Below are 25,746 nucleotides of genomic sequence, written 5' to 3'. Positions count from 1 at the left end.
CTGGCGTTGACCGGAAATCCATGGCAGGCGCAACCGTCATGACGAGACCGATCGCCGCCATCATCCTCGCCGCAGGTAAGGGCACCCGCATGAAGTCGGACCTGCACAAGGTCCTCCACCCCATTGCAGGGCGGCCGATGCTGCTCCACCTGATCGACAGCGTGAAGGCCTTGTCGCCCGAACGCATGGTCGTGGTGACGGGTGCCGGGCGCGAGCAGGTCGAGGCGGCTGTTGCTCCGCTGGGTGTCGCCACCGCGCTTCAGGCCGAACAGCTGGGCACCGGCCATGCCGTCGCGCAGGCGCGCGAGGCATTGGCAGGGTTCGATGGCGATGTGCTGATCCTCTACGGCGACGTTCCGCTGGTAGAGGCACGGACGATGCGTGCGATGATCGACCGGCTGGGCGAAGCCGATGCGCCAGCGGCGGTGGTGTTGGGCTTCCGTCCCGATGACCCTGCCGCTTATGGCCGGGTCATTGCCGATCGGAGCGGGCGTATCGATCGGATGGTCGAGTTCAAGGATGCCAATCCTGAAGAGCGTGCCGTAACCCTCTGCAATTCCGGCCTGATGGCCGTGCGCTCAAGCGATTTGTTCGGGCTGCTCGACCGGGTCGGCAACGACAATGCAGCGGGGGAATATTATCTGCCCGATATCGTCATGCTGGCCGCCGCAGACGGTCGCCATTCGGCCGTTATCGAGACAGGCGCGGGCGAGGTCGCAGGCGTCAACAGCCGGGCCGAACTGGCGGTGGTCGAGGGGGACTGGCAGGTCCGTCGTCGTGCGCGTGCGATGGCCGACGGCGCGACGCTCATCGCACCCGAGACGGTCTGGTTCTCGCACGATACCCGTCTTGGCCGCGACGTCGTGATCGAGCCGCATGTCGTGTTCGGCCCCGGCGTCCATGTCGCCGACGGCGTGACCATCCACGCCTTCAGCCATCTGGAGGGCGCGACCGTCGCCACCGGTGCGGATATCGGCCCCTATGCCCGGCTCCGCCCCGGTGCGGACGTGCGCGAGGGCGCACGAGTCGGCAATTTCGTCGAGATGAAAAAGGCCGTCCTCGGCCCCGGCGCCAAGGCCAATCATCTGACCTATCTGGGCGATGCCGAAGTAGGCGCGGGCGCCAATATCGGCGCGGGCACCATCACCTGCAATTATGACGGCTTCCTGAAGTACAAGACCACGATCGGCGAGGGGGCTTTTGTCGGCTCGAACTCGGCCCTGGTCGCGCCCGTCACAATCGGAGCGGGTGCGATCGTGGGTGCGGGTTCCGTCGTGACGAGCGATGTGGAGGCCAATGCCCTCGCACTCGTCCGCGCCGAGCGGCAGACCAAGGCCGGTTGGGCCAAGCGTTTCAGAGACATGATGAAGGCCAAAAAGGCCGCAAAAAAGGCCGGGGAGTAAGTAGCTTATGTGCGGTATCGTAGGAATTCTGGGCGGTAATGACGTGGCCGAGCGGCTGCTCGACGGGCTGCGTCGCCTGGAATATCGGGGCTATGACTCGGCTGGCATCGCAACGATCGACCATGGCGAGATCGAACGTCGCCGGGCCTCGGGCAAGCTGGTCAATCTGGCCAAGGAACTCGCGGCGCATCCGCTGCCCGGCTCCATCGGTATCGCGCATACCCGCTGGGCGACGCATGGTGGCCCCACGACCAACAATGCCCACCCGCACGCGACCGATCACGTCGCGGTCGTGCACAACGGCATCATCGAGAACTTCAAGGCCTTGCGCGACGAACTGATCGGGCGTGGCCGGGTCTTCACCAGCGAAACCGACACCGAAGTCGTGGCGCATCTGGTCAGCGAGAAGGTCGAGCAGGGCCTCGACCCCGTTGCCGCCGTCCGTGAGGTGCTGCCGCGCCTGCACGGTGCGTTCGCGCTCGCCATCCTGTTCCGCGATCAGCCCGACATGCTGATCGGCGCGCGGCTGGGCTCGCCGCTGGTGGTCGGTTACGGTGACGACGAGACCTATCTGGGGTCCGACGCGCTGGCGCTGGCGCCGCTGACCCAGCGTATCGCCTATCTGGACGAAGGCGACTGGGTCGTCTGCACCCGCGAGGGCGCGCAGGTCTATGATCGTGACAACACCCCCGTCGACCGGCCCGTCACCCTGTCGGGCGTCACCGGCGCGCTGATCGACAAGGGCAATCACCGCCACTTCATGCAGAAGGAAATCTACGAGCAGCCGATCGTCGTCGCCCAGACGCTGCGCTCGTATCTCCAGCGGCTGGAGGGCAAGGTCGCGCTGCCCATTCCGGACTTCGACCTCTCGGGTATCAAGCGGGTCACCATCGTCGCCTGCGGGACCAGCTTCTACGCGGGCATGGTCGCCAAATACTGGTTCGAGCAGTTTGCGCGCGTGCCCGTCGACCTCGATGTCGCGTCCGAGTTCCGCTACCGCGCGCCTGTCATGGAGCCAGGCGGGCTGATGATCGTCATCAGCCAGTCGGGCGAGACCGCCGACACGCTGGCCGCCCTTCGCCATGCCAAGAATGAGGGGCAGACGATCGCGGCGGTGGTCAACGTGCCGACCAGCTCGATGGCGCGAGAGGCCGACCTGCTGCTGCCGACCCATGCCGGGCCGGAAATCGGCGTCGCCTCGACCAAGGCCTTCACCTGCCAGCTGAGCGTGCTGGCCGCGCTTGCCGCCAATCTGGCCAAGGCCAAGGGGCGCCTGTCGGCTGACGAGGAGAAGCAGATCGTCCGTCACCTGGCCGAAGCACCCGCCGCCATCAACGGCGCGCTGGCCTATGACGAAGCGATCGAGGGCATGGCGGGTGCCGTCGCGGGCGCGCGCGATGTGCTTTATCTGGGGCGCGGCACCGACTATCCGCTGGCGCTGGAAGGCGCGTTGAAGCTGAAGGAAATCAGCTACATACACGCCGAAGGTTATGCGGCGGGCGAGATGAAGCACGGCCCGATCGCGCTGATCGACGAGCATGTCCCCGTCATCGTCATCGCGCCCTCCGGCCCGCTGTTCGAAAAGACCGTCTCGAACATGCAGGAGGTTCAGGCACGCGGCGGCAAGGTGATCCTGATCTCCGACTATGACGGGATCGAAGCGGCGGGCGACGGATGTATCGCCACCATCACCATGCCCAAGGTTCACCCGCTGATCGCCCCGATCGTCTATGCGGTGCCGGTACAGCTGCTCGCCTATCATGTCGCCGTCGCCAAGGGCACCGATGTCGACCAGCCGCGCAATTTGGCCAAGAGCGTTACGGTCGAATAACTGACCATTTACGTCACTTTAAGCCTCTCTGGTTACCATCTATCTTCGTGTTGAGTAATGAAGACGGATGGTAGCCGGATGCGTATTCTGATCGTCGACGACGAACCGGCGGTTCACGAGAGCTACGAACTGTGCTTCTCGGGACGGAACGTCACGCTGGACGCTATGGCGACCGAGCTGTTCGGTGAGGGGGCCGACGGGGGGGACGGCGACCTGGTCCTCGACCGGCATCATTGCCATCAGGGTCTGGAGGCGGTCGCCGCAGTGGAGCGAGCCCAGGCGGAAGGATCGCCTTTCGCGGTGGCGTTCATCGACATACGGATGCCTCCGGGTATCGACGGTCGCGAAACCGCGCGGCGCATCCGGGCGCTCGATCCCGATATCCATATCGTCATCGTCACCGGCTATTCCGATTTCTCCCCCGCCGAGATCGGCAAGGTGGCGGGGCCGGCCGACAAGATCTTCTACATCGCCAAGCCGTTCGAGGTGATCGAAGTCCAGCAGATGGCGCATGCTCTGTGCCGCCGCTGGGACAATGATCGCGAACTGGCCGCCGCTCGGGCGTTGCTGGCGACGCAAGTCGCGACGCTGGAGGAAAAGACCGCCGAGCTGGAAGCGAACGAAAGCCGGGCGATGCATATCGCCATGCACGACGCCCTGACCGATGCCCCCAACCGCGTCGCCTTTCTGCGCGGCCTGACCGAGCGAGGGCGTCAGGACGGTCCGTTCGTTACCGCGATGCTCGATCTCGACCGGTTCAAGCTCGTCAACGACACGCTCGGTCATCTTGCCGGGGATGAATTGATCCGTATGGTGTGCGCGACCATCCAGGCCAATATGCCCGAGGGCGCGATGCTGGCCCGGCTTGGCGGTGACGAGTTCGGCATCTTCTTCGAGGCCGAGGACATTGGCCTGGCCGTCGCGACCTGTGACCGGATCGTCACCGCCTGTGCCTCGACCTTCAACGTGCTGGGCCATGCGGTGCGGTGCGGCGCATCCTGCGGCTTGGTGATGTGCCAGCCGGGCGGGGAGCGCGATCCGACCGATCTCGTCAGACAGGCCGACATGGCGCTGAACGAAGCCAAGCGTTCGGGGCGCGGCACCGTTCGGGTTTTCGATGCCAGCATGGACGAAGGCATTCGCGTTCGACGCGAGATCGAGGCGGGCTTGAGCCAAGCCATCGCCCGCGATGAGCTGAGCCTGGCCTATCAGCCGATTGTCGCCCGGGGCAGCCTGGACATTGTCGGGTTCGAGGCGCTCGTCCGCTGGAGCACGCCCGAACGCGGTGCGATCAGCCCGGCGATCTTCATCCCGCTGGCCGAGGAAAGCACCCTGATCCATGATCTGGGTGACTGGATTCTCGACCATGCTCTGGCCGAGCTCCAGCATTGGCCGGGCCAATATGTTTCGGTGAATTTCAGCCCGATCCAGTTCCGCCGTTCGCATTTCGTCGGGCATGTGATGGAGAGCGTGCGAAGGGCGGGCGTCGAGCCCCAGCGCGTCCAGATCGAGATTACCGAAACCGCCATTTTCGACGATGCCGAACATGCCGCGCAGACCCTTTGCGAACTGCGCAAGCTGGGCTTCCGTATCGCGCTCGACGACTTCGGTACGGGCTATTCCAGCCTTTACAATATCCGCAAATTCGCGCTGGACTGCCTGAAGATCGACCGCAGCTTCATCGACGGGATGGGACGCGAGCGCGAGTCCGCGGCGATCGTCCATTCCATCATCCATCTCGGTCGGGCATTGGGCCTGGGCGTGATCGCAGAGGGCGTCGAGACGGAATCCCAGGCGCAGGCGCTGCGCGTCGCAGGTGCCAGTCATCTCCAGGGCTATCTCTTCTCGAAGCCCGTTCCGGCGACCGAGGCGCGCAAACTGGCCGAACTGAAATTCCTGACGCTGCCCGGCGAGGCGCAAGGCGCTCCCATCATGGCAGGCGCGGGGCGCTGACGAAGCGAAGCATCATGCGCCGGTGGCATGAACGGCGGCGGCGGCCACGATCGCTTCGTGAGACGATGGTGTCGCTGCTGACCCTGACCGGGATCGGCGGGGCATTGGCGCTGGCCGTCCTGCTGACGCTGGTCATCTCGCCGGGTTTTGCCGAGCTGGAAGAGCGGGCGACGGAAGGCTATCGCGGTCGGGCGCAGACGGTGTTGTCGGACTTCGCGGCGATCAGCGAGGTTGCCGCACGCGAACAGGCCAGTGCCGTTACCTCCGACGGCATCGCGCCGACCGTGCCAGACCAAAGCATCGTGTATCGGCGTGCGGTCGGTGAGGGCGGCAGCGTTCAGCGGCCTTTGACCGAAGAGACGCGTCAGGTCGAAGCGGCACTGGATCGCCTGGATTTCGAACGTCTGGTGGACGCAGGCCGCTCGCCACGTTTCTATCTGGCCGTTGGGGAAGATGTGCTGGCCGTGGGCGTGGCGGACAGCCCGCGCGGCGATATCCATGTCGCCGTGGCGCGGCGTCTGACAGGGCAGACTCTGTCTCGCCTGCTTGGGCGACCAGTGGCCCTTTCTACCGGGACTTCGGCCAGCAATGCTGGGCCCCGCCGCGGCGCGCAATTCATCGATATCGCCGTGCCGATCGATGGACCTGATGGGCGGCCGGTCGCCTCGGCCCGGTTCCGGGTTTCACGCGAGGTCGTGCTGCTCGGCCGCCGCGTTCTCCTGTTGGCGGCGGCAGCATCGATCCTCCTGTTGGTGCTGCTCCTGCTCATGCTGCGGCGCGCGCTGGGGCGGTTCGTCCTCGTTCCGCTCGACCGGGTCCAGCGGCATATGCAGCGAGTCCAGGCATCGGGCGCGCTGCTGCCGTTCGAGGACGATCAAGGCCAATGCGAGGAGTTCGGATCGCTCGGCCGCAACTTCAACGCCATGCTCAGCCAGCTCAAGGATTTGCGCGAACGCAACGAAATACAGAGCTTCGCGCTCGGTCGTTCGGAAAGCGCCGTCGCGGTCCTGCACAATGTCCGCAATGCGCTGGCGCCCCTGGCGACCATCCTCAGCCACGGCGTGGGACAGCATAACGGCGCCCGACGCGACCTGATCGACCGCGCGCTGGCCGAACTGGCGGGTGGAGAGGTCGAGCCCGAAAGACGCGCCAAGCTCGTCGCCTTCCTGTCGACCGCTTTCGATGCGGAGGCACTGGCCCGCACCGAGGTCCGGCGGCAATTGGAAGTCGGGCGCGATGCCATGCGCCAGACGCTGGAGATCATCGGCGCGCAACAGGCCCGGGCTCACGAGCGGCCCGCCCGCGAACGTTGCAACATCAGTGACATCGTGGCGCGCAATGCGACGATCGCACGTTACGCCCATGCCGTATCGATCAGCTTCACCTTCCCGGCCCACCCGGCCTATGTGGTGGCGAACCGGGTGATCCTGAGCCAGGTGATCGGCAACCTCTTCTCCAACGCGGTCGAAGCGATCGTCGCGACGGGGCGCGATCATGGCGCGATCACCGTCGACATTCCGCCGCCCAGCGAAGGGCGGCTGTCGGTTCGGATCATCGATGACGGCGAGGGGTTCGAGCCCGCCCAGGCGACGCGGCTGTTCCAGCCCGGCTATTCGACCCGGACCGAGAAGTCCGGCGGGCTTGGCCTGCATTGGTGTGCCAATTCCATGGCGGGGATGGGCGGGACGCTCGAATTGCGCAGTGCAGGCCGGGGCACCGGTGCAGTGGCGATCGTGACGCTCGACGCGGATGGCGAAGGGGAGCGCCAAGTCGAACTGGCTGCCTGATCGCCGATCATAGCGGCAGTTCCGCCTGGGTCGGGGCGGACCGAGCGCCGTCATCATCGCTGGAAAGGCCGGATAGCGTCAGCCCCAGCAGACGAACCCCGAGCGTCACGGGCAGTTGCTGATCCAACAGATCGAGCCCGACCGCCAGAAATTCGGCACGGTCACGGATCGGGTGATGGGCCGAGCGGGCCCGTGTGATGGTCCGAAAGTCGCTGTGCCGTAATTTCAAGGTCACCGTCCGGCCCGCAACCCCGCTTCGTTCGATCCGGGTCCAGGCGGCGTCGACCACCCGCTCCAGCGCACTCCGCAGCCCCTGGCGATCGGACAGGTCGGACTCGAAAGTCCGCTCGGCTCCGACCGACTTGGCGATGCGATGGGCACGAACCGGTCGGTGATCGATCCCGCGCGCGGCCCCGTAGAGATAATCGGCATAGCTGCCGAAATGGCGTTGCAGGAAATCCAACGGTCGGTCGCGCAAATCCTGTCCGGTCAGGATGCCCAGCGTCTCCATCTTGCGTGCCGTGACCGGTCCGACACCATGGAACCGCTTAACCGGCAATCCCGCGACAAAGGTCGCGCCGTGCGCCGGTGGAATGATGCATATGCCGTCGGGCTTGTTCTGATCCGAAGCGAGCTTGGCGATGAATTTGTTGTAGCTGACCCCGGCCGAGGCGGTCAGCCCCGTCTCCGCGCGGATCGCCTCGCGAATGGCATTGGCGATGGCGGTGGCCGACCCCAGGGCAGCCCGGTCTTCGGTGACGTCGAGATAGGCTTCGTCGAGCGATAGCGGCTCGATCAGGTCGGTATAACGGGCGAAGATGGCGCGGATCTGTTGCGAAACCTCGCGATAGACGTCGAACCGGGGCGGCACGAACACCAGGTCCGGACATTTGCGCAATGCCGTCACCGAAGGCATGGCCGAGCGAACGCCGAAGGTCCGCGCTTCGTAGCTCGCCGCCGCCACGACACCCCTTGCGCGTGATCCACCCACGGCGAGCGGACGCCCGCGCAACGCCGGATCGTCGCGTTGCTCTACCGAAGCGTAGAAGGCGTCCATGTCGACATGGATGATCTTCCGCCCGTCAAGCCGCCCCGTTTCGTCGAAAGGTGATAATGGCGCTGGCACGCAATAGCCCGGAATGATCCTTGCGCCCGCACCCTACGGGCTTGAAAACGAAACAGGAACAGCGCCCAAACGTCAAGCCCAGGGTCGTCGGGACGGCAATCAGAGCGTTGATCAAAATTAATATCCTTTTATGGAACCTTTTCTAAAAGGGGCGCGGGATAATGATTTGATGCGCTTCCGATCCTTCGGTGCCGCTGCCCTTTTATTGCTCCTGTGTCTGCCCGCCATGGTCCGGGGAGAAGCACGCGGCGATCCATGGGCGGCATGGCAATGGGCCAGCTTCACGCGGCTCGGCGACGCAGTGCGCCTGCCCCATATCACCGCGACGGCGGTTGTCCGCGCCAGCGACGGGACCATGTGGATCGGTACGCGAGGCGGTCTGATCCGCTATGACGGGCAGCGTGTCCGTAGCTTCAAGGCCTTGTCGAGCGATCCGTTTTCGCTGCCGGATAATTATGTCCGCTCGCTTTTGGCGCTGCCCGATGGCGGGCTGTTGATCGGCACCAATGTCGGCGGCCTGGCGCGTTACGAACCGGCGAGTGGCCGGTTCATCCGGTTGAAGGCCCGTAATGGACCGACGGGCAGCCGTGTTTTCAGCTTTACCCCGGATGGATCGGGAGGGGCCTATATCGCATCGGATGGTGGCGTTCATCATTACATCGCCCATGCCGATCAACTCGACTCCATGGCAGGTTCGGCGATCCGGTCGGCCGACGGGCGCCGTCAGGGAGCATTTGCGGTCTACCGCGATGCGGATGGCACGCTCTGGGCGGGGTGTGAAGGTGGACTGTGGGTACGCCCTGCCAAGTCCAGGCGGTTCCATCCGACGTCGCTCGTGGATGCCGCGAATAGCCGTGACATCTGGTCGATCCTGCGTGATCGGCACGGGCGGCTATGGGCAGGCACAGGTTCGGACGGCGTCTATTTGTCGAATGACCGGGGCATCCGCCCGCGTTTTTCGCAAATGCCCGCATTGCGTGGCGCCGCCCCCCTGATCGGGCATCGGACGATCAGGGCGATCATCGAAGACGAACGGGGAAGGCTATGGGTCGGTACCGATGGCATGGGGATCGTGCTGATCGATCCCCGCCACGGCTTTTCGGCGACCGCGATCCGCCATCTCGGCGCGAACCCGATGTCGCTGGCGGGCGACACGGTGCGCGCGCTGGCGCTGGACGGGTCGGGGGGCGTCTGGGCCGCAACCGAAATGGGCGCGGCGCGGACGCAGGGACTGGGCGGCGGGACGTTGCGTATCGGATCGGCGATGCCGGATCCGCGCATGTCGCTGTCGGACGACAATGTTCGTGGGATCATGGTCGACCGGCATGATCAGGTCTGGCTGGGCCTGAGTAACGGGACTGTCGATGCGCTCGACCGAAAGGCAGGGCGGGTTCGTCGACTGACCCTGAACGGCCAGCATGGCGGTCAGGATATCAAGGCGCTGCTGGAATCGTCGGACGGCACCATCCTGGTCGGTGCGCGCGGCGTCGTCGCGATCGATCCGCGCACCCTGTCGCAGCATGCGTTGACCGTGAATGGGCTCGGCGACCTTCCGGTCATCTCATTGGCCGAGACGCCCGATGCGCTGCTGATCGGCACCTATAAGGGCCTGTTCGTTCGACGGCGCAGCGACGGACGGGTGCGGGTGTTCGAACATGATGCCGCCGACCCGCACAGCCTGCCCAACAACGAAGTCATCAACATCGTGACGCAGTCTGACGGCAGCGTGCTGGTCGCCACGCCGGGCGGCATCGGCCATCTCGATGTGCCAGCGGGAAAGTTCACCAATTTTTCCAGTCGGTCGCCAGGGCCGGGTAGCTTGCCGCAGGACTATGCCGGTTCGATCATTCCGGCCGGGCGCAGGATATGGGTGGGAACCTATGGCGGCGTCGCCCTGGGCCGGGCGGTCGCAGGCGGCTGGCGCTTCCGTGCGATCACGGAAGCACAGGGACTGGCAGGGGACAATGTTGCCTCCCTTGTCCTGGATGCCCAGCAACGTCCCTGGGTCGCCAGTGCCGGCGGCATCTCGGTCATCGACCCGGCAAGCCGCCATGTGCGGGTCATGAGCCAGCGCGATGGACTGAGCGCCAGCGCCTTCAACCAGCGGGCGGCGGCGCGAATGGCGGACGGCTCGCTGCTGTTCGGCGCACCCGACGGGCTGATCGTCCTGCAACCCGATGTCCTGCTCGGGCGGCTGAGCCGCGCCCGTCCGGGACCGTTGATCGTCAGCTCGGCGGATATCGACGGTCACGCATTGGCCGTGGACTCGGCCGTCAAATCGCTCTCGCTGCGCTGGGGTGCGGACGGGCGCACCCTGCGCATCGGTTTTGCCCTGGCCGATTATGACGCGCCGGAGACGATCCGCTATAGCTATCGCCTGGACGGATTCGACCGGACATGGATGACGGTGCCAGCGGGGACGCCCGCCAGCGCGACCTATACGAACCTTCCGGCGGGCACCTACAACCTGGAACTCCGGGCCTATGTTCCGGGGCTGGGCGCGCGGATGGTCGAGCGTCGCGTCGAGATCACCGTCGATCCGCAATGGTATGAAAGCTGGCTCGGACGGATCGGCTTGGCCATGCTGTTCCTCTTGCTGCTGGGTGCGACCTTCTGGCTCGTTACGGCCGTCGTTCGCCGTCGCGCGCGAATGCTCGAAACCATGGTCGAGGAGCGGACCAGCGCACTGCGCGCCGCGAATGAGCAACTCGACCGCCTGGCCAGCACCGATCCGCTGACCGGGCTGGCCAATCGCAGGACCCTGATGGCGGCGCTGCAGGATGCGCGCGACCGGGCAATTGCGGAGGACGGCTACTTTACCTTCGCGCTCCTGGATATCGATCATTTCAAGCGGATCAACGACGGCTATGGCCATGGCGCTGGCGACGAAGTGCTGGTGCGTATGGCAGCCCGTCTGCTGAAGGGCGTAAGGTCGAACGACGTCGTGGCGCGCTATGGCGGCGAAGAGATCGCGATCCTCTTTCCCGCCGCGACGCTCGATAGCGCGACGGGCATCGTCGAACGCTTGCGGCAGGAGATCGCCAGTACCCCGCTGCTGGTCGGCAACCAGGCGATCACCGTCACCTTTAGCGCGGGCGTGACGGAGTGGCGTCCGTGCGAAGACGTGGCGGCCATGATCCGCCGTGCCGACGACGCACTCTACGAAGCGAAGCGCAGCGGAAGGGACCGGGTCGCGCGGGCGGCCTGATCCGGAACCCGTGCACGCCCGTCAGCATTGAATGGACATGACGATGAACGACAGCGCCGATACCGCCCCATCGCTCGTTCGGAGCGGTCGTCTGGTTCGCCGGGGCGGTGCCTTCGTCCTGGAAGGCGATGACGGCAGGCATCTGGAACTGCGTCTGATGCGGGTTCCCGTCGATCATGTCGGCAAATCGGTCGCGGTGACCGGCCACCTGCTGACCCCCGATGTGATGGAGGTCGACGGCGTCAGGGCCGCCTGAACGGGATCAATGCGCCTTCTTGCTGGGGATCAGGTGCAGCACGCCCACGATGGCCGCACCGATGATAAGGCCGACAATGGCCGAGCCGATCGCGCCGACCAGCCACTCCGCCACCGCACCGCCGACGGGCAGCGCCTCACCCGCGTGATGCGCGGTGCCGTGGATCAGATGGGGCAGGGTGGTCAGCCCGAATTCCTCCATGCCGTGGACGATGATCCCGCCCCCGACCCAGACCATCGCGGCGGTGCCGACGATCGCCAGCACGCGCAGCACGACCGGCATCGCCTTAACCAGGCCACGCCCGATCGCTTGCGCGGTCGCATTGTCGCGCCCGGCCAGATGCAGACCGATATCGTCCATCTTCACGATGGCGGCGACCACGCCGTACACGCCCACGGTGATCGCGATGCCGACCAGCGCCAGGGCAATGGCCTGGGTGCCGATCGACAGGTCGGGCAGTTCCGACAGGGCAATGGCCATGATCTCCGCCGACAGGATCAGGTCGGTGCGGATCGCGCCGGACACCTGGCGTTCCTCCAACTGCTTGGCGTCGACCGGCGCGGCATCCTCCGCCTCGGCATGATGGCCGGTCAGCGTTTCGAGGATCTTCTCGCTCGCCTCGAAACACAGGAACGCGCCGCCCGCCATCAGGATCGGCGTGATCGCCCAGGGCGCGAAGGCGCTGAGCAGCAGGGCGGCAGGCAGCAGGAAGATCAGCTTGTTGCGCAGCGAGCCCAGCGCGATCTTGCCGATGATGGGCAGTTCGCGCTGCGGCGCCAGCCCGACGACATAGCGCGGGGTGACGGCCGTGTCGTCGATGACCACGCCCGCCGCCTTCGCACCGGCCCGTGCCGAAGCACCCGCGACATCGTCCAGCGACGCCGCCGCCAGCTTGGCGATCGCCGCCACGTCGTCCAGCAATGCGACCAGACCACCTGCCATCGACCCGTATCTCCCTAAACCCTGTTACCCCGTGCCTAGAGGCTCCGTGGGGGCGATGCACGGAAAAATGACGGGCGCGTCATGTCATCCATGTTGCGTCGCGCCAGACCTCGCGCAGATGGTCGAGCAAGGCGGGTACTGCCATGGGCGCTCCCGCCGCCGCATGGACTGCCCAGATGCCGACCGCCGCCGAGCCTTCATGGGCGGGTAGGACGCGGACCAGCCGGCCATCCGCCAAGGCATCGCCGACATCCCATAATGAGCGAAGCGCAATCCCCGCGCCGCCCAGGACCAGTTCGCGCACCACCTCGCTGGACGGGGTTTCGACCCGGCTCTCGCCGTTCACCGTGGCCCCCGTCAGCCGCCAGGGGAACTGGCCTTGTGCGGCGAGCAGCGCATGGTCGGCCAGATCGGCGATGCTTTGGGGCGTCCCGGCTCGAGCGAGATAAGCGGGGCTCGCGCACAGAACCCGCCGATTGTCGGCCAGTCGATGGGCTTCCAGACCGGAAGGCGGCGTCGCAGTGATCCGGATCGCGAGGTCGATGCCGCCGTCGATCACGTCGATGAAATCGTCGGTCAGATCGAGCCGAAGCCGGATCGCCGGATAGCGGTCGAGAAAGGGGGTGAGATACGGCGCGATCCATATCCGCCCGAACGAGGTCGGCGCACTCACACGAAGTGGTCCCGCGGGACCGCCGCCATTCTGCGTCACCCGAGCCTCCGCCGCGCGAAGCCCGGCGATCAGCGGGGCTACTTCCGTATGGAAGGCGGCCCCGGCCGTGGTCGGGGCCAGACGACGGGTCGTACGGTGGAGCAGCCGCAAACCCAAACGGCTCTCCAGCCGGGCGATCCGCTTCGACACCATGGCGGGCGACAGACGCCAGAGACGTGCCGCGCCCGCCAGACTGCCCTCACGAACGACATCGACGAACAGCGCGATATCGGGGTCCATTCGTTCCTCCAGCGATCGACAGCCATTCGATTATGCCGACTACCGGCGCAAATAGCGATGCTCTATCATCCCGACCACAGGGCAAGAGGAGAGTTTCGATGCTTGAGGAGCGCCGCATGATCGACCGCCACGGCCTGTCCGTTGCTCCCGCGCTCGTCCGCTTTCTGGAGGAGCATGCACTGCCTGGCAGTGGCATCGATCCGGATCGTTTCTGGGCCGGGATGGCCGATATCGTCACCTGCTTCGCCCCTGAGAACGACGCGCTGCTGCGTCGCCGCGATGCGCTGCAGGCGCAGATCGATGACTGGTATCGACAGGGCAGCGCGCGTGACGGAGCGGCACAGCGGGCGTTCCTGACCGAGATCGGCTATCTGGTTCCCGAGCCCGCGCCCTTCACCATCGCGCCGAACGATGTGGATGAGGAGGTCGCGTCGCGTGCCGGCCCGCAGCTGGTCGTCCCGATGCTCAATGCCCGCTTCCTGCTCAATGCCGCCAATGCCCGTTGGGGTAGCCTGTATGACGCACTCTACGGCACCGACGCCATCGCGCCGGTTTCGGCGACGACGGACTATGACCCGGAGCGCGGCGCGGCGGTGATCCGTTGGGCGCGTGGCTTTCTGGACGAGGCCCTACCTATTGCTGGGGGCTGGGACGCGGTGCCCGACCTTGCCACCGCCGTCGAGCGGCTTGGGGATCCGTCGCTGTTCCGGGGGCGGAGCGAAAAGGGCTGGCTGTTCCGCCATCATGGCCTGCATATCGAAATCATGGTCGATGCCGACCACCCGATCGGCCGTACCGACCGGGCCGGGATCGCGGACGTCGTGTTGGAGTCGGCACTCACCACCATCTGCGACCTGGAGGACTCGGTTGCGGCGGTGGATGCCGAGGACAAGGTTGCGGGCTATGCCAACTGGCTCGGCCTGATCGACGGCACGTTGTCCGCACGGATCGAGAAGGGCGGCTGCTCCATCACGCGAACGCTTGCCGCCGATCGCGAGTATCGCGCACCCGATGGTACCGCCTTTGCGCTCCCCGGACGCAGCCTGTTGTTCGTCCGCAATGTCGGCCATCTGATGACCACGCCCGCGCTCCGGATGCCGGACGGTGGCGAAGCGCCCGAAGGTATCCTTGACGCGATCGTCACCAGCCTGATCGCGATGCGGCGCGGCGGTGCGATCTATATCGTCAAACCCAAGATGCACGGGCCGGAGGAAGCCGCTTTCGCCGACCGCCTGTTCGACGCGGTCGAGGATATGCTTGGCCTGGCGCGCCATCGCATCAAGATCGGCGTGATGGACGAGGAGCGGCGTACGTCAGCCAATCTGGCCGCCTGTATCCATGCGGTAAGAGACCGGATCGTGTTCATCAATACGGGTTTCCTCGACCGTACCGGCGACGAGATCCATACCGCGATGCTGGGCGGCCCGGTGGTGCGCAAGGCGGCGATGAAGGAATGCGACTGGATTGCGGCCTATGAGGATCGCAACGTCCAGATCGGGCTGGCTTGCGGCTTTGCGGGGCGGGCACAGATCGGCAAGGGCATGTGGGCGGCGCCCGATCGGATGGCCGATATGCTCGCTCAAAAGGGTGCGCATCCGCTGTCGGGCGCGTCGACGGCCTGGGTGCCGTCGCCGACCGCAGCCACGCTGCACGCCACCCATTATCACCGGGTCGACGTCGCCGCCCGTCAGGCCGAGCGTGCCGCAGAGCCTGTCGCGTCACTCGAACGGCTGCTCACCCCGCCGATCGCCGAGGCGCCAGACTGGTCGCCCGAGGAGGTCGCGGCGGAACTCGACAACAATGCGCAAGGGCTGCTCGGCTATGTCGTGCGGTGGATCGATCAGGGCGTGGGATGTTCCAAGGTCCCCGACCTCCACGATATCGGCCTGATGGAGGACCGGGCGACGCTGCGCATCTCGTCGCAGCATATCGCCAACTGGCTGCATCACGGCATCGTCTCGGCCGATCAGGTCGAGGAGGCGCTCGCGCGGATGGCGGCCAAGGTCGATGCGCAGAACGCGGGCGATCCCCTCTACCGGCCTATGGCGAAGGACGGCCTGGCGATGCAGGCGGCGCGTGCGCTGATCTTCGAGGGGCTGGCGCAACCCAATGGCTATACCGAGCCGCTGCTCCATCGCTATCGTGCGAAGGCCAAGTCGAAGGAGATGGCCTGATGCCGCTGTACGCGCTGGAGGAACGCCAGCCGGTCGTTCATGACACCGCCTGGATTGCCCCCTCGGCGGATGTGATCGGCGAGGTGCTACTGGGCGAGCAGGTCAGCCTGTGGTTCGGGGCGGTGGTCCGGGCCGATAACGGCCCGGTGCATATCGGCGCGCGGACGAACATCCAGGACGGCGCGGTCCTTCATTCCGATCCCGGCAGCCCGCTGACCATCGGCGCGGACTGCACCGTCGGGCACCGCGCGATCCTGCATGGCTGCACGGTGGAGGACGGATGCCTGATCGGCATGGGGGCGACCGTGTTGAACGATGCGGTGATCGGGGCCGGGTCGCTGGTCGGTGCAGGCGCGCTGGTCACGGAGGGAAAGGTCTTTCCGCCCGGCAGCCTGATCGTCGGTTCGCCAGCCCGCGCCGTCCGGATACTGGAGCCCGACCAGATCACGCGGCTGCGCGCCTCCGCCACAGGCTATGCCGGGCGGGCCGTGCGATATGCCGAAGGGCTGACGCGGCTGGACGCGGGCCTGCCGGGCGAAAACGTTGACGCGCGGACGGGACCTGCCTAGCCAAAGGGGGTGACGCCGCCCACCATCCTGATCGTCGAGGACGATCCCGCCCTTCGTACCCTGACCGCGCGCGCGCTTCAGGAGAACGGTTTCGCCGTGAAGCTGGCCAATGCCGCCCCCGAAATGTGGCAGGCGCTGGAGGTCGGGCAGATCGATCTGATCCTGCTCGACATCATGCTGCCGGGGACCAGCGGCATCGATCTCTGCCGCCAGGTTCGCCAGAAAAGCGCGGTTCCCATTATCTTCATCAGCGCCAAGGGCAGCGAGGTCGACCGGGTGGTCGGGCTGGAACTGGGCGCGGACGATTACCTCGCCAAGCCGTTCGGTACCCGAGAGCTGGTCGCGCGCATCCGCGCCGTCCTGCGTCGTGGCGGGCTGGAGAACACGCCGGGCGAGCGTGAGGCCGGGATATTGGGCTTTGACGGCTGGACCGCCAATCTGCCTCGCCGCGAGCTCATGTCGCCCTCGGGCGCACAGGTCGAGCTGACGGGCGCCGAATTCGACCTGCTCGTCGCCTTTCTCGACAATGCGCAGCGTGTCGTCGCGCGCGAGCGGTTGATCGAATTGTCGCGAGCGCGGATCGGGGACAGCTCGGACCGCAGCATCGACGTGCTGGTCAGCCGCCTCCGCCGCAAGCTGTCGGGGGCGGGCGGGGCCGCGCCGATCGTCACGGTGCGCGGCGTCGGCTATATGCTGAACGTGCCGGTGGAACGGCGGTGATCCGCCCCTCGGTCGGCCTGCTCGGCCGGATCGTCGCGATCCTGCTGCTGGCGGTTACGATCGAGTTCGCGATTTCCACCTATCTCTACGAACGCGCCAGCCATGTCTCGGTGCGTGACGACGAAGCCCGGCGGCTGGCCGAGCATCTGATCGTCGCCCGCCGTGTGCTCAACGAACGGCCCGCTGGCGAACGACCGGAAGTGGCGGACGAACTGACCACCGATCGCTATATCGTCAGCTGGTCACCCGTCGCGCCGCCGCGACCGAAGATCGCCCCGGCGATGGACAGCATGCGTCGTCAGATCGTCGACTGGGAACCTTCGCTGGCGGCGACCGACATCCATTTGCGGCTGACCTCGCCGGGGCGGACCTCGGTCGTGTCGGGTGATCTGCGGCTGGATGACGGATCGCTGCTGAGTTTCCGGATGCGCGAGGGCGTTCGTACGCTCGATCTTGCATTGGGCCGGGTGCTGCTCGCACTGATCCCGGCGATCGCGCTGATGCTCCTGAGCGGTGCTTTGATCGGGCGTATCCTGCACCCCTTGCGGATGCTGGCGCGCGCTGCCGACAAGCTGGGCCGGGGGCAGGGCGGGCAGGGGGCCGCGCTGATCGTGCCCGAGCGCGGGCCGGGCGAAGTGCGACATGTCACCCGTGCGTTCAACCGGATGCAGGCGCGGATCGGGCGACTGATCGACGAGCGCACCCGCGCACTGGCGGCGGTCGGGCATGACCTTCGCACTCCGCTGGCCCGTCTGCGGTTGCGCGCGGACTCGATCCGCGACGACGAGGTGCGCGAGGCGATCGGTACCGATATCGAGGAGATGGAGGCGATGGTCTCCTCGCTCCTTGCCTTTCTGGGCGGCGACGGCGATGTCGAGCAACCCGAGCTGACTGACCTGGCGATCCTGTGCGCCAATCTGGCCGATGACGCTGCCGATCATTGCCGCGACGTGCGTTATGTCGGGCCGGACCATTTCGATTGCCGCCTGCGCCGCTTCGGCATGAAGCGCGCCCTGACCAATCTGGTCGAGAACGCACTCCATTATGGCGAGCATGCGATCATCACCCTGCGTGCCGATCCGGGGGATGATGTGCGTATCCGGGTCGAGGATGACGGACCCGGCATTCCCGACGAATCGCTCGAACTCGTGCTGGAGCCCTTTGTGCGCCTGGATACCGCGCGTCGCCGCGACACGGTGGGATTTGGTCTGGGATTGTCGATCGTCGCCCGCGTGGTCGCGGCGGAGGGCGGCGAACTGACCCTTGCCAACCGCCCCGAAGGGGGGCTTTGCGCCGAAATCCGTCTTCCGCATTGTCGGACATGATTTGTCACGCACTCGCTGCACGGCAGCAAAAAAGGGTGCGTATATCCTGAACCCAGAGGAAGAGACGGCCTCCGCAAAACGGGGCGGCCCCTTCTCTGACGAGTTTAGACAAGTTCAGTCGGGAGAATGACCGATGACGATGGAGTTCGATTTGACCGCACTGGAATTGCAGGGTGCCCTGCTCGTGCTCGCGGTGATCATCACCTTCGCCGCGATCGAGGGCTGGAAGGCCCGCTAACCCGCTTTACTGGTTTCGCAAGGGCTCCTCTGCTGTCCCCTCCGGCATGGGCCTGACCGGAATGGAGCAGGCGGCTCGGCTCAGCGCCGGGTCGCCTGCTCTACGATTTCCAACCGACCGCGGATCGCATTGATCAACTGAGCCGCCGAATAGGGCTTGGTCAGCAGCGCCGCATCCATGTTCGCCGCCTCGGCCGCCATGCCGCCATCCCCCGTCGCGAAGATGATCGACAGGGTCGGCCGCAACTGCCGCGCCCGCCGCGCCAGCTCCACGCCCGACTCACCCGGCAGGTTCAGGTCGGTCACCAGAACGTCGATCTGTGCCGTCTGAAGCGCGGTCATCGCTTCCTCCGCCGTGACGGCGTGAACCACCACGAAGCCCGCATCCTGAAGCGTCTCGGCGGTGTTGGCACGGATCAGGTCATCGTCTTCGACCAGCAGGATCGTGCGGCCGTCGTGCAGGGGCTGCGCAGCAGGCTCGCTTGCCTGCATGTCCCGCGACGGACCGGAACCCTCGGCCTTCGGCATCTGGCGCTGACGCTGATTGGCGAGAACATGCCGGAACTTCCGGGCCAGCGCCTCGCGGGTATAGGGCTTGGACAGCAGCTCGACACCCTTGTCCAGCCGACCGCCATGGACGATCGAATTCTCGGTATAGCCCGAGGTGAAGAGAACAGCGATGTCGGGAAGCCGTTCGCGGGCCTTGCGGGCCAGCTCCGGGCTCTTCAGCGTACCGGGCATCACCACGTCGGTGAACAGGATATCGATCGGGATACCGCTCTCGACGACGCTCAGCGCGCTTTGGGCATCGACCGCCTTCAGAACCCGGTATCCCAGGTCGGACAGCAGCTCGACGACGGTGGCGCGAACTTCGGCATCATCCTCGACGACCAGCACGGTTTCGGTACCGCCGGTGATCGGGCCGGTATCGACCGCAACCTCGACATCCTCAGCCTCCATGGCACGGGGCAGATAGAGCTTGATCGTGGTGCCGTGACCGACCTCGGAATAGATCTTCACATGGCCGCCCGACTGTTTGACGAAGCCATAGACCATCGACAGGCCCAGGCCCGATCCCTTGCCCTCGCTCTTGGTCGAGAAGAAGGGTTCGAAGACCTTGTGGATGATGTCGTCGGACATGCCGCTGCCGGTGTCGGACACGGCCAGCATGACATATTGGCCCGGCGTCACCTCGTCATGGGTCCGGGCATAATCATCGTCGAGATGGGCGTTGCCGAGTTCGATGGTCAGCTTGCCCTGGCCGTCCATCGCATCGCGTGCGTTGATCGCGAGGTTCAGCAGCGCATTCTCGATCTGCGCCGGATCGATGAAGGTGTTCCAGAGACCGCCACCGACGATCGTCTCGATCTCCACGCCCTCGCCGATGGCGCGGCGGAGCATGTCGTCCATGCCCTGCACGAAGCGGGTAACGTTGACGACCTTGGGCTCCAGCGCCTGACGCCGCCCGAAGGCAAGCAGCTGCGAGGCCAGCTTCGATCCGCGCGACACGCCCGCCATAGCATTGGCGACGCGCTGTTCGGCGCGCTGGTTGCCCGCAACGTCCTTGCCCAGCAGCTGGAGATTGCCCGACACGACCTGAAGCAGGTTGTTGAAATCATGCGCGACGCCGCCGGTCAGCTTGCCGATCGTCTCCATCTTCTGCGCCTGGGCGAGCTTCATCTCGGCCTGACGCCGTTCGGCGATCTCCTCGATGACGCGGCTTTCCAGCGTTTCGTTGAGCTGGCGAAGCTGCGCTTCGGCGCGTTCACGGTGATGGACCTGACGGGCGAGCAGCGTGGCCTGATCGCGCAGGGCCTGTTCAGCGGCTCGCTGCTCGGTGATGTCGGTATGGACGCCGACCCATTCGATGAGCTCGCCATCGGCCGCGATGATCGGCAGGCCACGGATCGCAAACGTCCGCCATTCCCCGTCATGGCGACGGACGCGATGTTCGTGGATGAACATCCCCTTGGCGGCGACCGCCTCGTTCCATGCCACGACCGAGGCGGCGGCGTCGTCCGGGTGGACGGCGTTCGACCAGCCGAAGCCCTGATACTCGTCGAATGTCTGCCCGGTGATCGCCGCCCAGCCAGGCTGCTCGCCAACCATCCGGCCGTCGGCGCTGTTGGTCCAGAGCACACCGTGCACCGCATCCATTGCGGCCCGGAAACGCCGGTTGCTCCGCTCGATCGCCTCGGCATGGCGGGTCCGTTCGTCGACGTCGAAGACCAGGATATGGAAGCCGATCACCTCGCCATCATCGTTACGGCGCGGGATATAACGGGTCTCTGCCCGACGTCGGCTGCCGTCGCGGTGATGCAGGTGCACGTCGGCGACGATGGCTTCCCCGGCCAGTGCACGCTCGATCAGCGGGCGACGCTCGGCATAATCCTCTGCCGTCAGCACGTCGCTGAGCCGCTGGCCCAGCATTCCCTCGGGATCGGTGCCCAGAAACTCGCGGTAATAATCATTGGCGAAGCGATAGCGTTCTTCGCGATCCACAAAGGCAACGAGCACGGGCAGCGAGTCCGTGATGATCCGCAGTTCCGCCTCGCTCTCGGCCAACCGCCGTTCGGCGGCGACGCGGCCGGTATTCTCGACGACGGTGCACATCACGCCGCCGACCTTGCCGCATTCGAGATAGACGGGGGTATAATAGAGGTCGAACACGACCTCCTCTTCTGTACCTGCACGCGTGACGATCAGCGCCTGGTCGCGATAGGCGATGTCCTCTCCGCGGAAGCCACGGTCCAGGATGTCACGGTTCCAGTCCCAGATTTCGGGCCAGACGTCCGGAACCAGCCCGCCGAACGCCTCCGGGTGGCGCGGCCCGGCGATGCTGCGATAGGCATCGTTATAGATCATGACATGAGCCGGGCCCCACATCAGCACCTTCGCGATCGGCGAATGGACGATGTTGGCAACGGTCGTGCGCAACACGCTAGGCCAGCCGCCGATCGAGCCCAGTGGGCTTGCCGACCAGTCGATGTCCCGCACCCGCTGGCCGCACTCACCCCCGCCGATCAGCCAGGTGTCGACGTCCGACACCGGCCCATCGGTCCGCATCCGCTCGATCGCGGCGAGCAGCAGCGCCTGTTCGTCGGGAAAGTCGCCCGCATCCACGGCTTCGGCAACATATCGTTCGAGCTGCGGCGGGAGCGACAGCATTCGCGACAGGGGAGTCATCATGGGTTGACGCATGGGTAAGCTGTACCGTCAAGTCAATCGGCGACGGCACCGATCGCGTTGATTTGTATCACTTTGCCTATCATGGCGGTCATGACCGCCCGGTTAATGGCTGGGGGTGGTGCGGCTCTAGGATCAGGGTCGAGCCCTCGACCCGCCAGCTTTTCAGGCGCGACAGGAAGTTCATGCCCAGCACGTCGGTTTCGCCGAACGCGGGCGAGACGACCACCGGCACCTTGTCGGCACGAATGGTGCCGATGCGCAGCGAGTCGACACGCGCCGTTTCCGCCCGGATCATACCATTGGCGGTGTTGAGCACGACCGGAAAGGCGGGCATGCTGGGCTTCAGGCCAGCCGCCTGTGCCGTTGCGCTGGACAGGGCGGTCAGCGTCGCGCCGCTGTCGACCAGCATCCGCCGGTTGACGCCGTTGACGGTGACGCGCGCCCAGAAATGGCCGTCCGGCGCCATGCGGATGCGCACCGTGTCGCCGACGACGCTCTGGTCCTGCAAATTCAGAATCTGCATCGCGCGCTGGATATAGGGATCGAATTGCTGGCGTTGCTGTAGCAGGACGAACAACAATCCGCCGAGCAAAAGCCAGGACAGCAGGCTGATCGCCACCCGCAAGATCGGCACGCGGCGAGCGATGATGCCCGCCAGCACGACGGCAAGGACGACGGCCAGCAGGGGTAGGGGGACGCCCAGATCGGCAAACATTGTGGTTCCATTCCTTCGACCTCCCATATGGGAAGGGCGAAGGGCGGGAGATAGGGGCGTCCGTCTTTACCGTTGCTGACCGTGCGGGATCAGCCCTGTTCGGTCATCCCGACTTCGGATGCGCTGAATCGACGGCCGCCATACCAGCGGCGAAAACTTCCATCCGGTTGGCGGAAATAACGCGAGCCTTCATGAAGAACTGGTGCGCCCAGTGACCGATAGGCCGCCCAGATTCCATAGACCATGGCAACCAGCGCCAGGACCTTGATCCACTCCATCGACTCGCCCTTTATCTATTATGAGTCGAGGCTCGCCGTTGTTGTGGTCAATATCAAGTAAATACGTCGCTGCATCGCAGTAGTTTTATGCTGCAATGCCGTATTCAATCGCCCATGGGCCGACTGAGCCACGGAGAATTCTTCCAACCAAAGCGGCGTGGCCGTTCCGCCGCCCGTGTGATGCCGATACGCGGCCCGACGACGACCGGCGCAGCCCCTGGCGTTCCCGTCAGCGCAAAAGGTGACTCCAAAAGCGACGCGCCGTTCAGGCTCAGGTCGATGCCAAGGGCGCTGCACAATTTGCCGGGTCCCGAACAAAATTGTCTTATCGGAAGCCCGGAACCACGCCGTTCCTGCATGACATCCAGACCATGCAGGGGCTCCAAAGCCCGGATCAAGACAGCGCTGCCCGAAGTACCGCATACGACATTCAGGCAGTGATGAAGGCCATAGATGCGATACACATACGCGTGGCCGACCGGTCCGAACATCGCCGCGTTCCGCGCCGTTCGCCCCGCAAAACTGTGCGAGGCGGGGTCGGCCGCGTCATAGGCTTCCGTTTCTACGATCACCCCGCCTATGCCCTCGACGGTCAGCGTGACGCCGATGAGCGCGCGCGCCACATCTTCCACATCGCCTTGGTAGAAGCCGAGGGGGAGCGGTGTCATTTCTCTCCCGCGCGTAGATCGTACCAGACCGGTCGCTCCGCCAGAAGGTCGCCGAGACGCAGCATTACGTCATCACGGAGGACGGCCGTATCGCGCCAGTCAATGGTGCCGCGCTCATCCATCAAGGGCTCCAGCCGCAAACCGAAGACACAGGTCAGGACGGCCTCATCGTGCCGCCGCTCAAAGGCGATGACCCGGTCGCGACCATGGCCCGTGACGGCAAGCGGATGATAGGTGCCGTGCGTGAACAGGTCGGGATGCTGGCGACGCAGGCCCAGCAAATCTGCCATGAGCTTCTGCTTGGGCGCAGACCCGTCACCCAAGGCCGCCTCCCGCGCAGGATAGTCGACGGGGCGGCGATTGTCGGGATCGACCAGGCTTAGGTCGGCAAACTCCGTCCCCTGATAGCAGTCCGGCACACCCGGCACCGTATAGCGCAGCGCGACCTGAACGAGCGAATTCGCATCGGCGGCCGGACGGATGCGGTGGAGCAGTGCGGCCATGCCCTCCCGGAAATCCGTCCCTTCGCCGCTATCGATCAACGTCTTCGCGAGATGGTTGCAACGCGCCTCATAGTCGGTGTCGGGGTCTTCCCACGACGAACGAAGCTTGGCCTCCCGCAGCGCCTTTTCCTGCCAAGCGGCAATCCGTTCGGCGAAGTCGTCCAAATTGCCGGGTTCGGGCCAGGTCCCGACCAAGGTCTGGATCAGCATATACCAGTCGCCCGGATCGACCCCTTCGGCAAGGTCCAGCGTCTGCGTCCGCCACGCCTCGACCTGGCGTCGCCAATCCTCCGGCATCGCGCTCAGGACCGCCAGCCGGGCGCGGACATCCTCTCCACGCTTGTGATCATGGGTCGCGGTGGTCAGCATCGCCAGCGGAAAGCGATCCGTACGGCCCTTCATCCGGTCATGAAAGGCTGCGATCGACAGGCTGAGCCGCGATGCGTCGAACCCGACATCGTTGCGAGACAGCAAGGTCGCGTGACGATAAAAGGCGGTGTCCTCGACCGCCTTGGCCGCGATGGGGGCCGAAAGCTGCTGAAAACGCCTGACCGCTTCTCCAAGCAGTTCGCGATTGCCGGGCCCGGAGCCTGCCAGCCATTCCAGCATCTGGTCGACGACAAAAGCCTCTCCGGGGGGCAAGAGCGACTCCACCCGTTCGCGCGCCATTCGGCGGATGGCTGCATCGGACGAAGGTGCGTCGGGGCCATAGGTTCGATAGACCGGAAAGACCCAGAGCAGACGCTCGATCGCCCGGCGCAGCATCGGGGTGGTGATCGCCCCCTCCAGTTCCGGGGCGGAAGCGGTCAGCGCTGCGAAGGCCGAGACGCACTGGTCCAGCTGTCCGGCGAACTGCCACGCGAGCAGGTCCTGTCGCGCCTGGAGTTCCTCCGGCGCGAACTGATCCGAGCGGCCGCTCAATTGTGCCCAGAGTTCGGCGAGCGGCCTGGTGCCCTCGGGCGCGTGGAGCAGGGCCAATACCTCCTCCATGAAGTCATAGCCGCTGGTGCCGTCGACGCCCCAATCATTGCCCATGGGCTCGTCGGCCGCGAGAATCTTTTCGACGACGATATAAGCGCGGTTGCCATCGTCCCGCGTGATGGCGTCGAAGCGCGCGCGCAGCTTGCGGCAATAGCCGATCGGGTCGGTCAGTCCGTCGACATGGTCGATCCGGACGCCGTCGATCAACCCTTGCTCATATAGCCGGAAATAAAGGGCGTGGGTTTCCTCGAAGACCTGATCGTCTTCGGCTCGCAGCCCCGCCAAATCGTTGATCGTGAAGAAACGCCGCCAGTTGAGTTCGTCGTTCGATACCCGCCACGATGCCAGGCGATAATGCTGGCGGTCGAGCAAGGCCGCAAGCTCATGCGTCTCGGCCCCGTCCTGATCCTCATCCCGGATCGGCAGGCGATGCTCGCCATAGGCGACGACCTCGGCACGGCCGTCGCGGCGCTCGACGACGATCTGACCGTCTGCCAATACCTTGTTCAGCGGATCGCCGAGGATCGGCAGGACGAGCTTGCGGGACCAGTCGATGTCGAAAAAGCGTGCGAAGCGGCTTGCCTGACCTTTGGCCAGCACGTCGTTCCACCAGCCATTGCCGCCGCCCGCCACGCCCATATGATTGGGCACGATGTCGATGATCACACCCATGCCGCGTGCCCTGGCGGCCTCGGCGAGAGACCGGAAGGCTTCTTCGCCGCCCAATTCCGGATTGATCCGCGTTGGGTCGATGACGTCGTATCCGTGCATCGATCCAGCCGCCGCCGTGGTGATCGGCGAGGCATAGACATGGCTTATTCCCAGCGTGTCGAGATAGGGCAGCAGGGCTTCCGCTCGGGCGAAGGGGAAGTCCTTGTGGAACTGAAAGCGATAGGTGGCGCGCGGCGTCATGGGCGACGTCCTTCGAT

At 65.5% G+C, this 25,746-nt stretch carries 18 protein-coding genes; 10 read left to right on the top strand and 8 right to left on the bottom strand.

What is annotated here, in order from left to right; all coding sequences use genetic code 11:
- The first annotated feature begins 38 nt into the window (after positions 1-38).
- The 4 genes from glmU to GGQ89_RS04605 all read left to right on the top strand — a co-directional run bounded on the left by glmU (position 39) and on the right by GGQ89_RS04605 (position 6,974).
- Entirely contained in the window at positions 39-1,403 is a 1,365-nt protein-coding gene (glmU, locus tag GGQ89_RS04620) for a bifunctional UDP-N-acetylglucosamine diphosphorylase/glucosamine-1-phosphate N-acetyltransferase GlmU (protein ID WP_184104441.1), read from the top strand.
- A 7-nt stretch (positions 1,404-1,410) separates the two neighbouring features.
- The gene (gene glmS / locus GGQ89_RS04615; RefSeq protein ID WP_184104439.1) at positions 1,411-3,234 is read left to right on the top strand and encodes a glutamine--fructose-6-phosphate transaminase (isomerizing); all 1,824 of its coding nucleotides are present in this window, start codon (positions 1,411-1,413) and stop codon (positions 3,232-3,234) included.
- 78 nt (positions 3,235-3,312) lie between these two features.
- Positions 3,313-5,187 carry a putative bifunctional diguanylate cyclase/phosphodiesterase gene (locus tag GGQ89_RS04610; protein ID WP_184104437.1) on the top strand — a complete coding sequence of 625 codons (1,875 nt, stop codon included), beginning with the start codon at positions 3,313-3,315 and terminating at the stop codon, positions 5,185-5,187.
- A 14-nt stretch (positions 5,188-5,201) separates the two neighbouring features.
- Positions 5,202-6,974: a sensor histidine kinase gene (locus GGQ89_RS04605; RefSeq protein ID WP_240456494.1), complete on the top strand. Its 1,773-nt coding sequence runs from the start codon at positions 5,202-5,204 to the stop codon at positions 6,972-6,974.
- 7 nt (positions 6,975-6,981) lie between these two features.
- Here the strand turns inward: GGQ89_RS04605 and dinB are convergent, their stop codons facing one another.
- Positions 6,982-8,100 carry a DNA polymerase IV gene (dinB, locus tag GGQ89_RS04600; RefSeq protein ID WP_338112334.1) on the bottom strand — a complete coding sequence of 373 codons (1,119 nt, stop codon included), beginning with the start codon at positions 8,098-8,100 and terminating at the stop codon, positions 6,982-6,984.
- A 226-nt stretch (positions 8,101-8,326) separates the two neighbouring features.
- On the opposite strand from dinB, the gene GGQ89_RS04595 reads away from it, so the two are divergent.
- Both GGQ89_RS04595 and GGQ89_RS04590 read left to right on the top strand, forming a co-directional pair.
- Complete coding sequence (locus GGQ89_RS04595) at positions 8,327-11,308, top strand: ligand-binding sensor domain-containing diguanylate cyclase (protein WP_184104433.1); 2,982 nt, start codon at positions 8,327-8,329, stop codon at positions 11,306-11,308.
- 43 nt (positions 11,309-11,351) lie between these two features.
- Positions 11,352-11,564, top strand: a complete 213-nt coding sequence (locus tag GGQ89_RS04590) for a DUF5818 domain-containing protein (RefSeq protein ID WP_076718163.1) — start codon at positions 11,352-11,354, stop codon at positions 11,562-11,564.
- A gap of 6 nt (positions 11,565-11,570) precedes the next feature.
- Here the strand turns inward: GGQ89_RS04590 and GGQ89_RS04585 are convergent, their stop codons facing one another.
- On the bottom strand, positions 11,571-12,506 hold the full coding sequence (locus GGQ89_RS04585) for a DUF808 domain-containing protein (RefSeq protein WP_076716205.1): 936 nt from the start codon (positions 12,504-12,506) through the stop codon (positions 11,571-11,573).
- Between the two features lie 79 nt (positions 12,507-12,585).
- Positions 12,586-13,458 carry a LysR family transcriptional regulator gene (locus tag GGQ89_RS04580; RefSeq protein ID WP_184104431.1) on the bottom strand — a complete coding sequence of 291 codons (873 nt, stop codon included), beginning with the start codon at positions 13,456-13,458 and terminating at the stop codon, positions 12,586-12,588.
- A 116-nt stretch (positions 13,459-13,574) separates the two neighbouring features.
- Between GGQ89_RS04580 and GGQ89_RS04575 the strand changes: the two genes are divergently transcribed.
- Genes GGQ89_RS04575 through GGQ89_RS04560 form a run of 4 tightly spaced genes read left to right on the top strand, consistent with a single transcriptional unit; the run spans position 13,575 to position 18,246 of the window.
- Complete coding sequence (locus GGQ89_RS04575) at positions 13,575-15,632, top strand: malate synthase G (protein WP_240456493.1); 2,058 nt, start codon at positions 13,575-13,577, stop codon at positions 15,630-15,632.
- Positions 15,632-16,201 carry a gamma carbonic anhydrase family protein gene (locus GGQ89_RS04570; RefSeq protein ID WP_184104426.1) on the top strand — a complete coding sequence of 190 codons (570 nt, stop codon included), beginning with the start codon at positions 15,632-15,634 and terminating at the stop codon, positions 16,199-16,201. The genes GGQ89_RS04575 and GGQ89_RS04570 overlap by 1 nt, the downstream gene beginning before the upstream one ends.
- A gap of 9 nt (positions 16,202-16,210) precedes the next feature.
- Positions 16,211-16,921 carry a response regulator gene (locus GGQ89_RS04565; RefSeq protein ID WP_056434946.1) on the top strand — a complete coding sequence of 237 codons (711 nt, stop codon included), beginning with the start codon at positions 16,211-16,213 and terminating at the stop codon, positions 16,919-16,921.
- Complete coding sequence (locus GGQ89_RS04560; RefSeq protein ID WP_184104424.1) at positions 16,918-18,246, top strand: ATP-binding protein; 1,329 nt, start codon at positions 16,918-16,920, stop codon at positions 18,244-18,246. Before GGQ89_RS04565 ends, GGQ89_RS04560 begins: the two co-directional genes overlap by 4 nt.
- A 318-nt stretch (positions 18,247-18,564) precedes the next feature.
- On the opposite strand, the gene GGQ89_RS04555 is transcribed toward GGQ89_RS04560, so the two are convergent.
- The 5 genes from GGQ89_RS04555 to treY form a co-directional block, all read right to left on the bottom strand.
- Positions 18,565-21,672 carry a PAS domain-containing protein gene (locus GGQ89_RS04555; RefSeq protein WP_240456492.1) on the bottom strand — a complete coding sequence of 1,036 codons (3,108 nt, stop codon included), beginning with the start codon at positions 21,670-21,672 and terminating at the stop codon, positions 18,565-18,567.
- Positions 21,673-21,760: 88 nt separating this feature from the next.
- Complete coding sequence (locus GGQ89_RS04550) at positions 21,761-22,387, bottom strand: retropepsin-like aspartic protease family protein (protein ID WP_184104422.1); 627 nt, start codon at positions 22,385-22,387, stop codon at positions 21,761-21,763.
- 89 nt (positions 22,388-22,476) lie between these two features.
- The gene (locus tag GGQ89_RS04545; protein WP_056434944.1) at positions 22,477-22,665 is read right to left on the bottom strand and encodes a hypothetical protein; all 189 of its coding nucleotides are present in this window, start codon (positions 22,663-22,665) and stop codon (positions 22,477-22,479) included.
- Positions 22,666-22,769: 104 nt separating this feature from the next.
- The gene (locus tag GGQ89_RS04540; protein WP_184104420.1) at positions 22,770-23,333 is read right to left on the bottom strand and encodes a DNA-3-methyladenine glycosylase; all 564 of its coding nucleotides are present in this window, start codon (positions 23,331-23,333) and stop codon (positions 22,770-22,772) included.
- A complete protein-coding gene (treY, locus tag GGQ89_RS04535) occupies positions 23,330-25,729 on the bottom strand; it encodes a malto-oligosyltrehalose synthase (RefSeq protein ID WP_184104418.1) in 2,400 nt (799 codons plus the stop codon). The genes GGQ89_RS04540 and treY overlap by 4 nt, the downstream gene beginning before the upstream one ends.
- Between the last annotated feature and the right edge of the window lie 17 nt (positions 25,730-25,746).

It is taken from the genome of Sphingomonas yabuuchiae, assembly GCF_014199595.1.
Lineage (GTDB): Bacteria > Pseudomonadota > Alphaproteobacteria > Sphingomonadales > Sphingomonadaceae > Sphingomonas > Sphingomonas yabuuchiae.
This window is presented reverse-complemented; position numbering and strand designations above follow the sequence as displayed.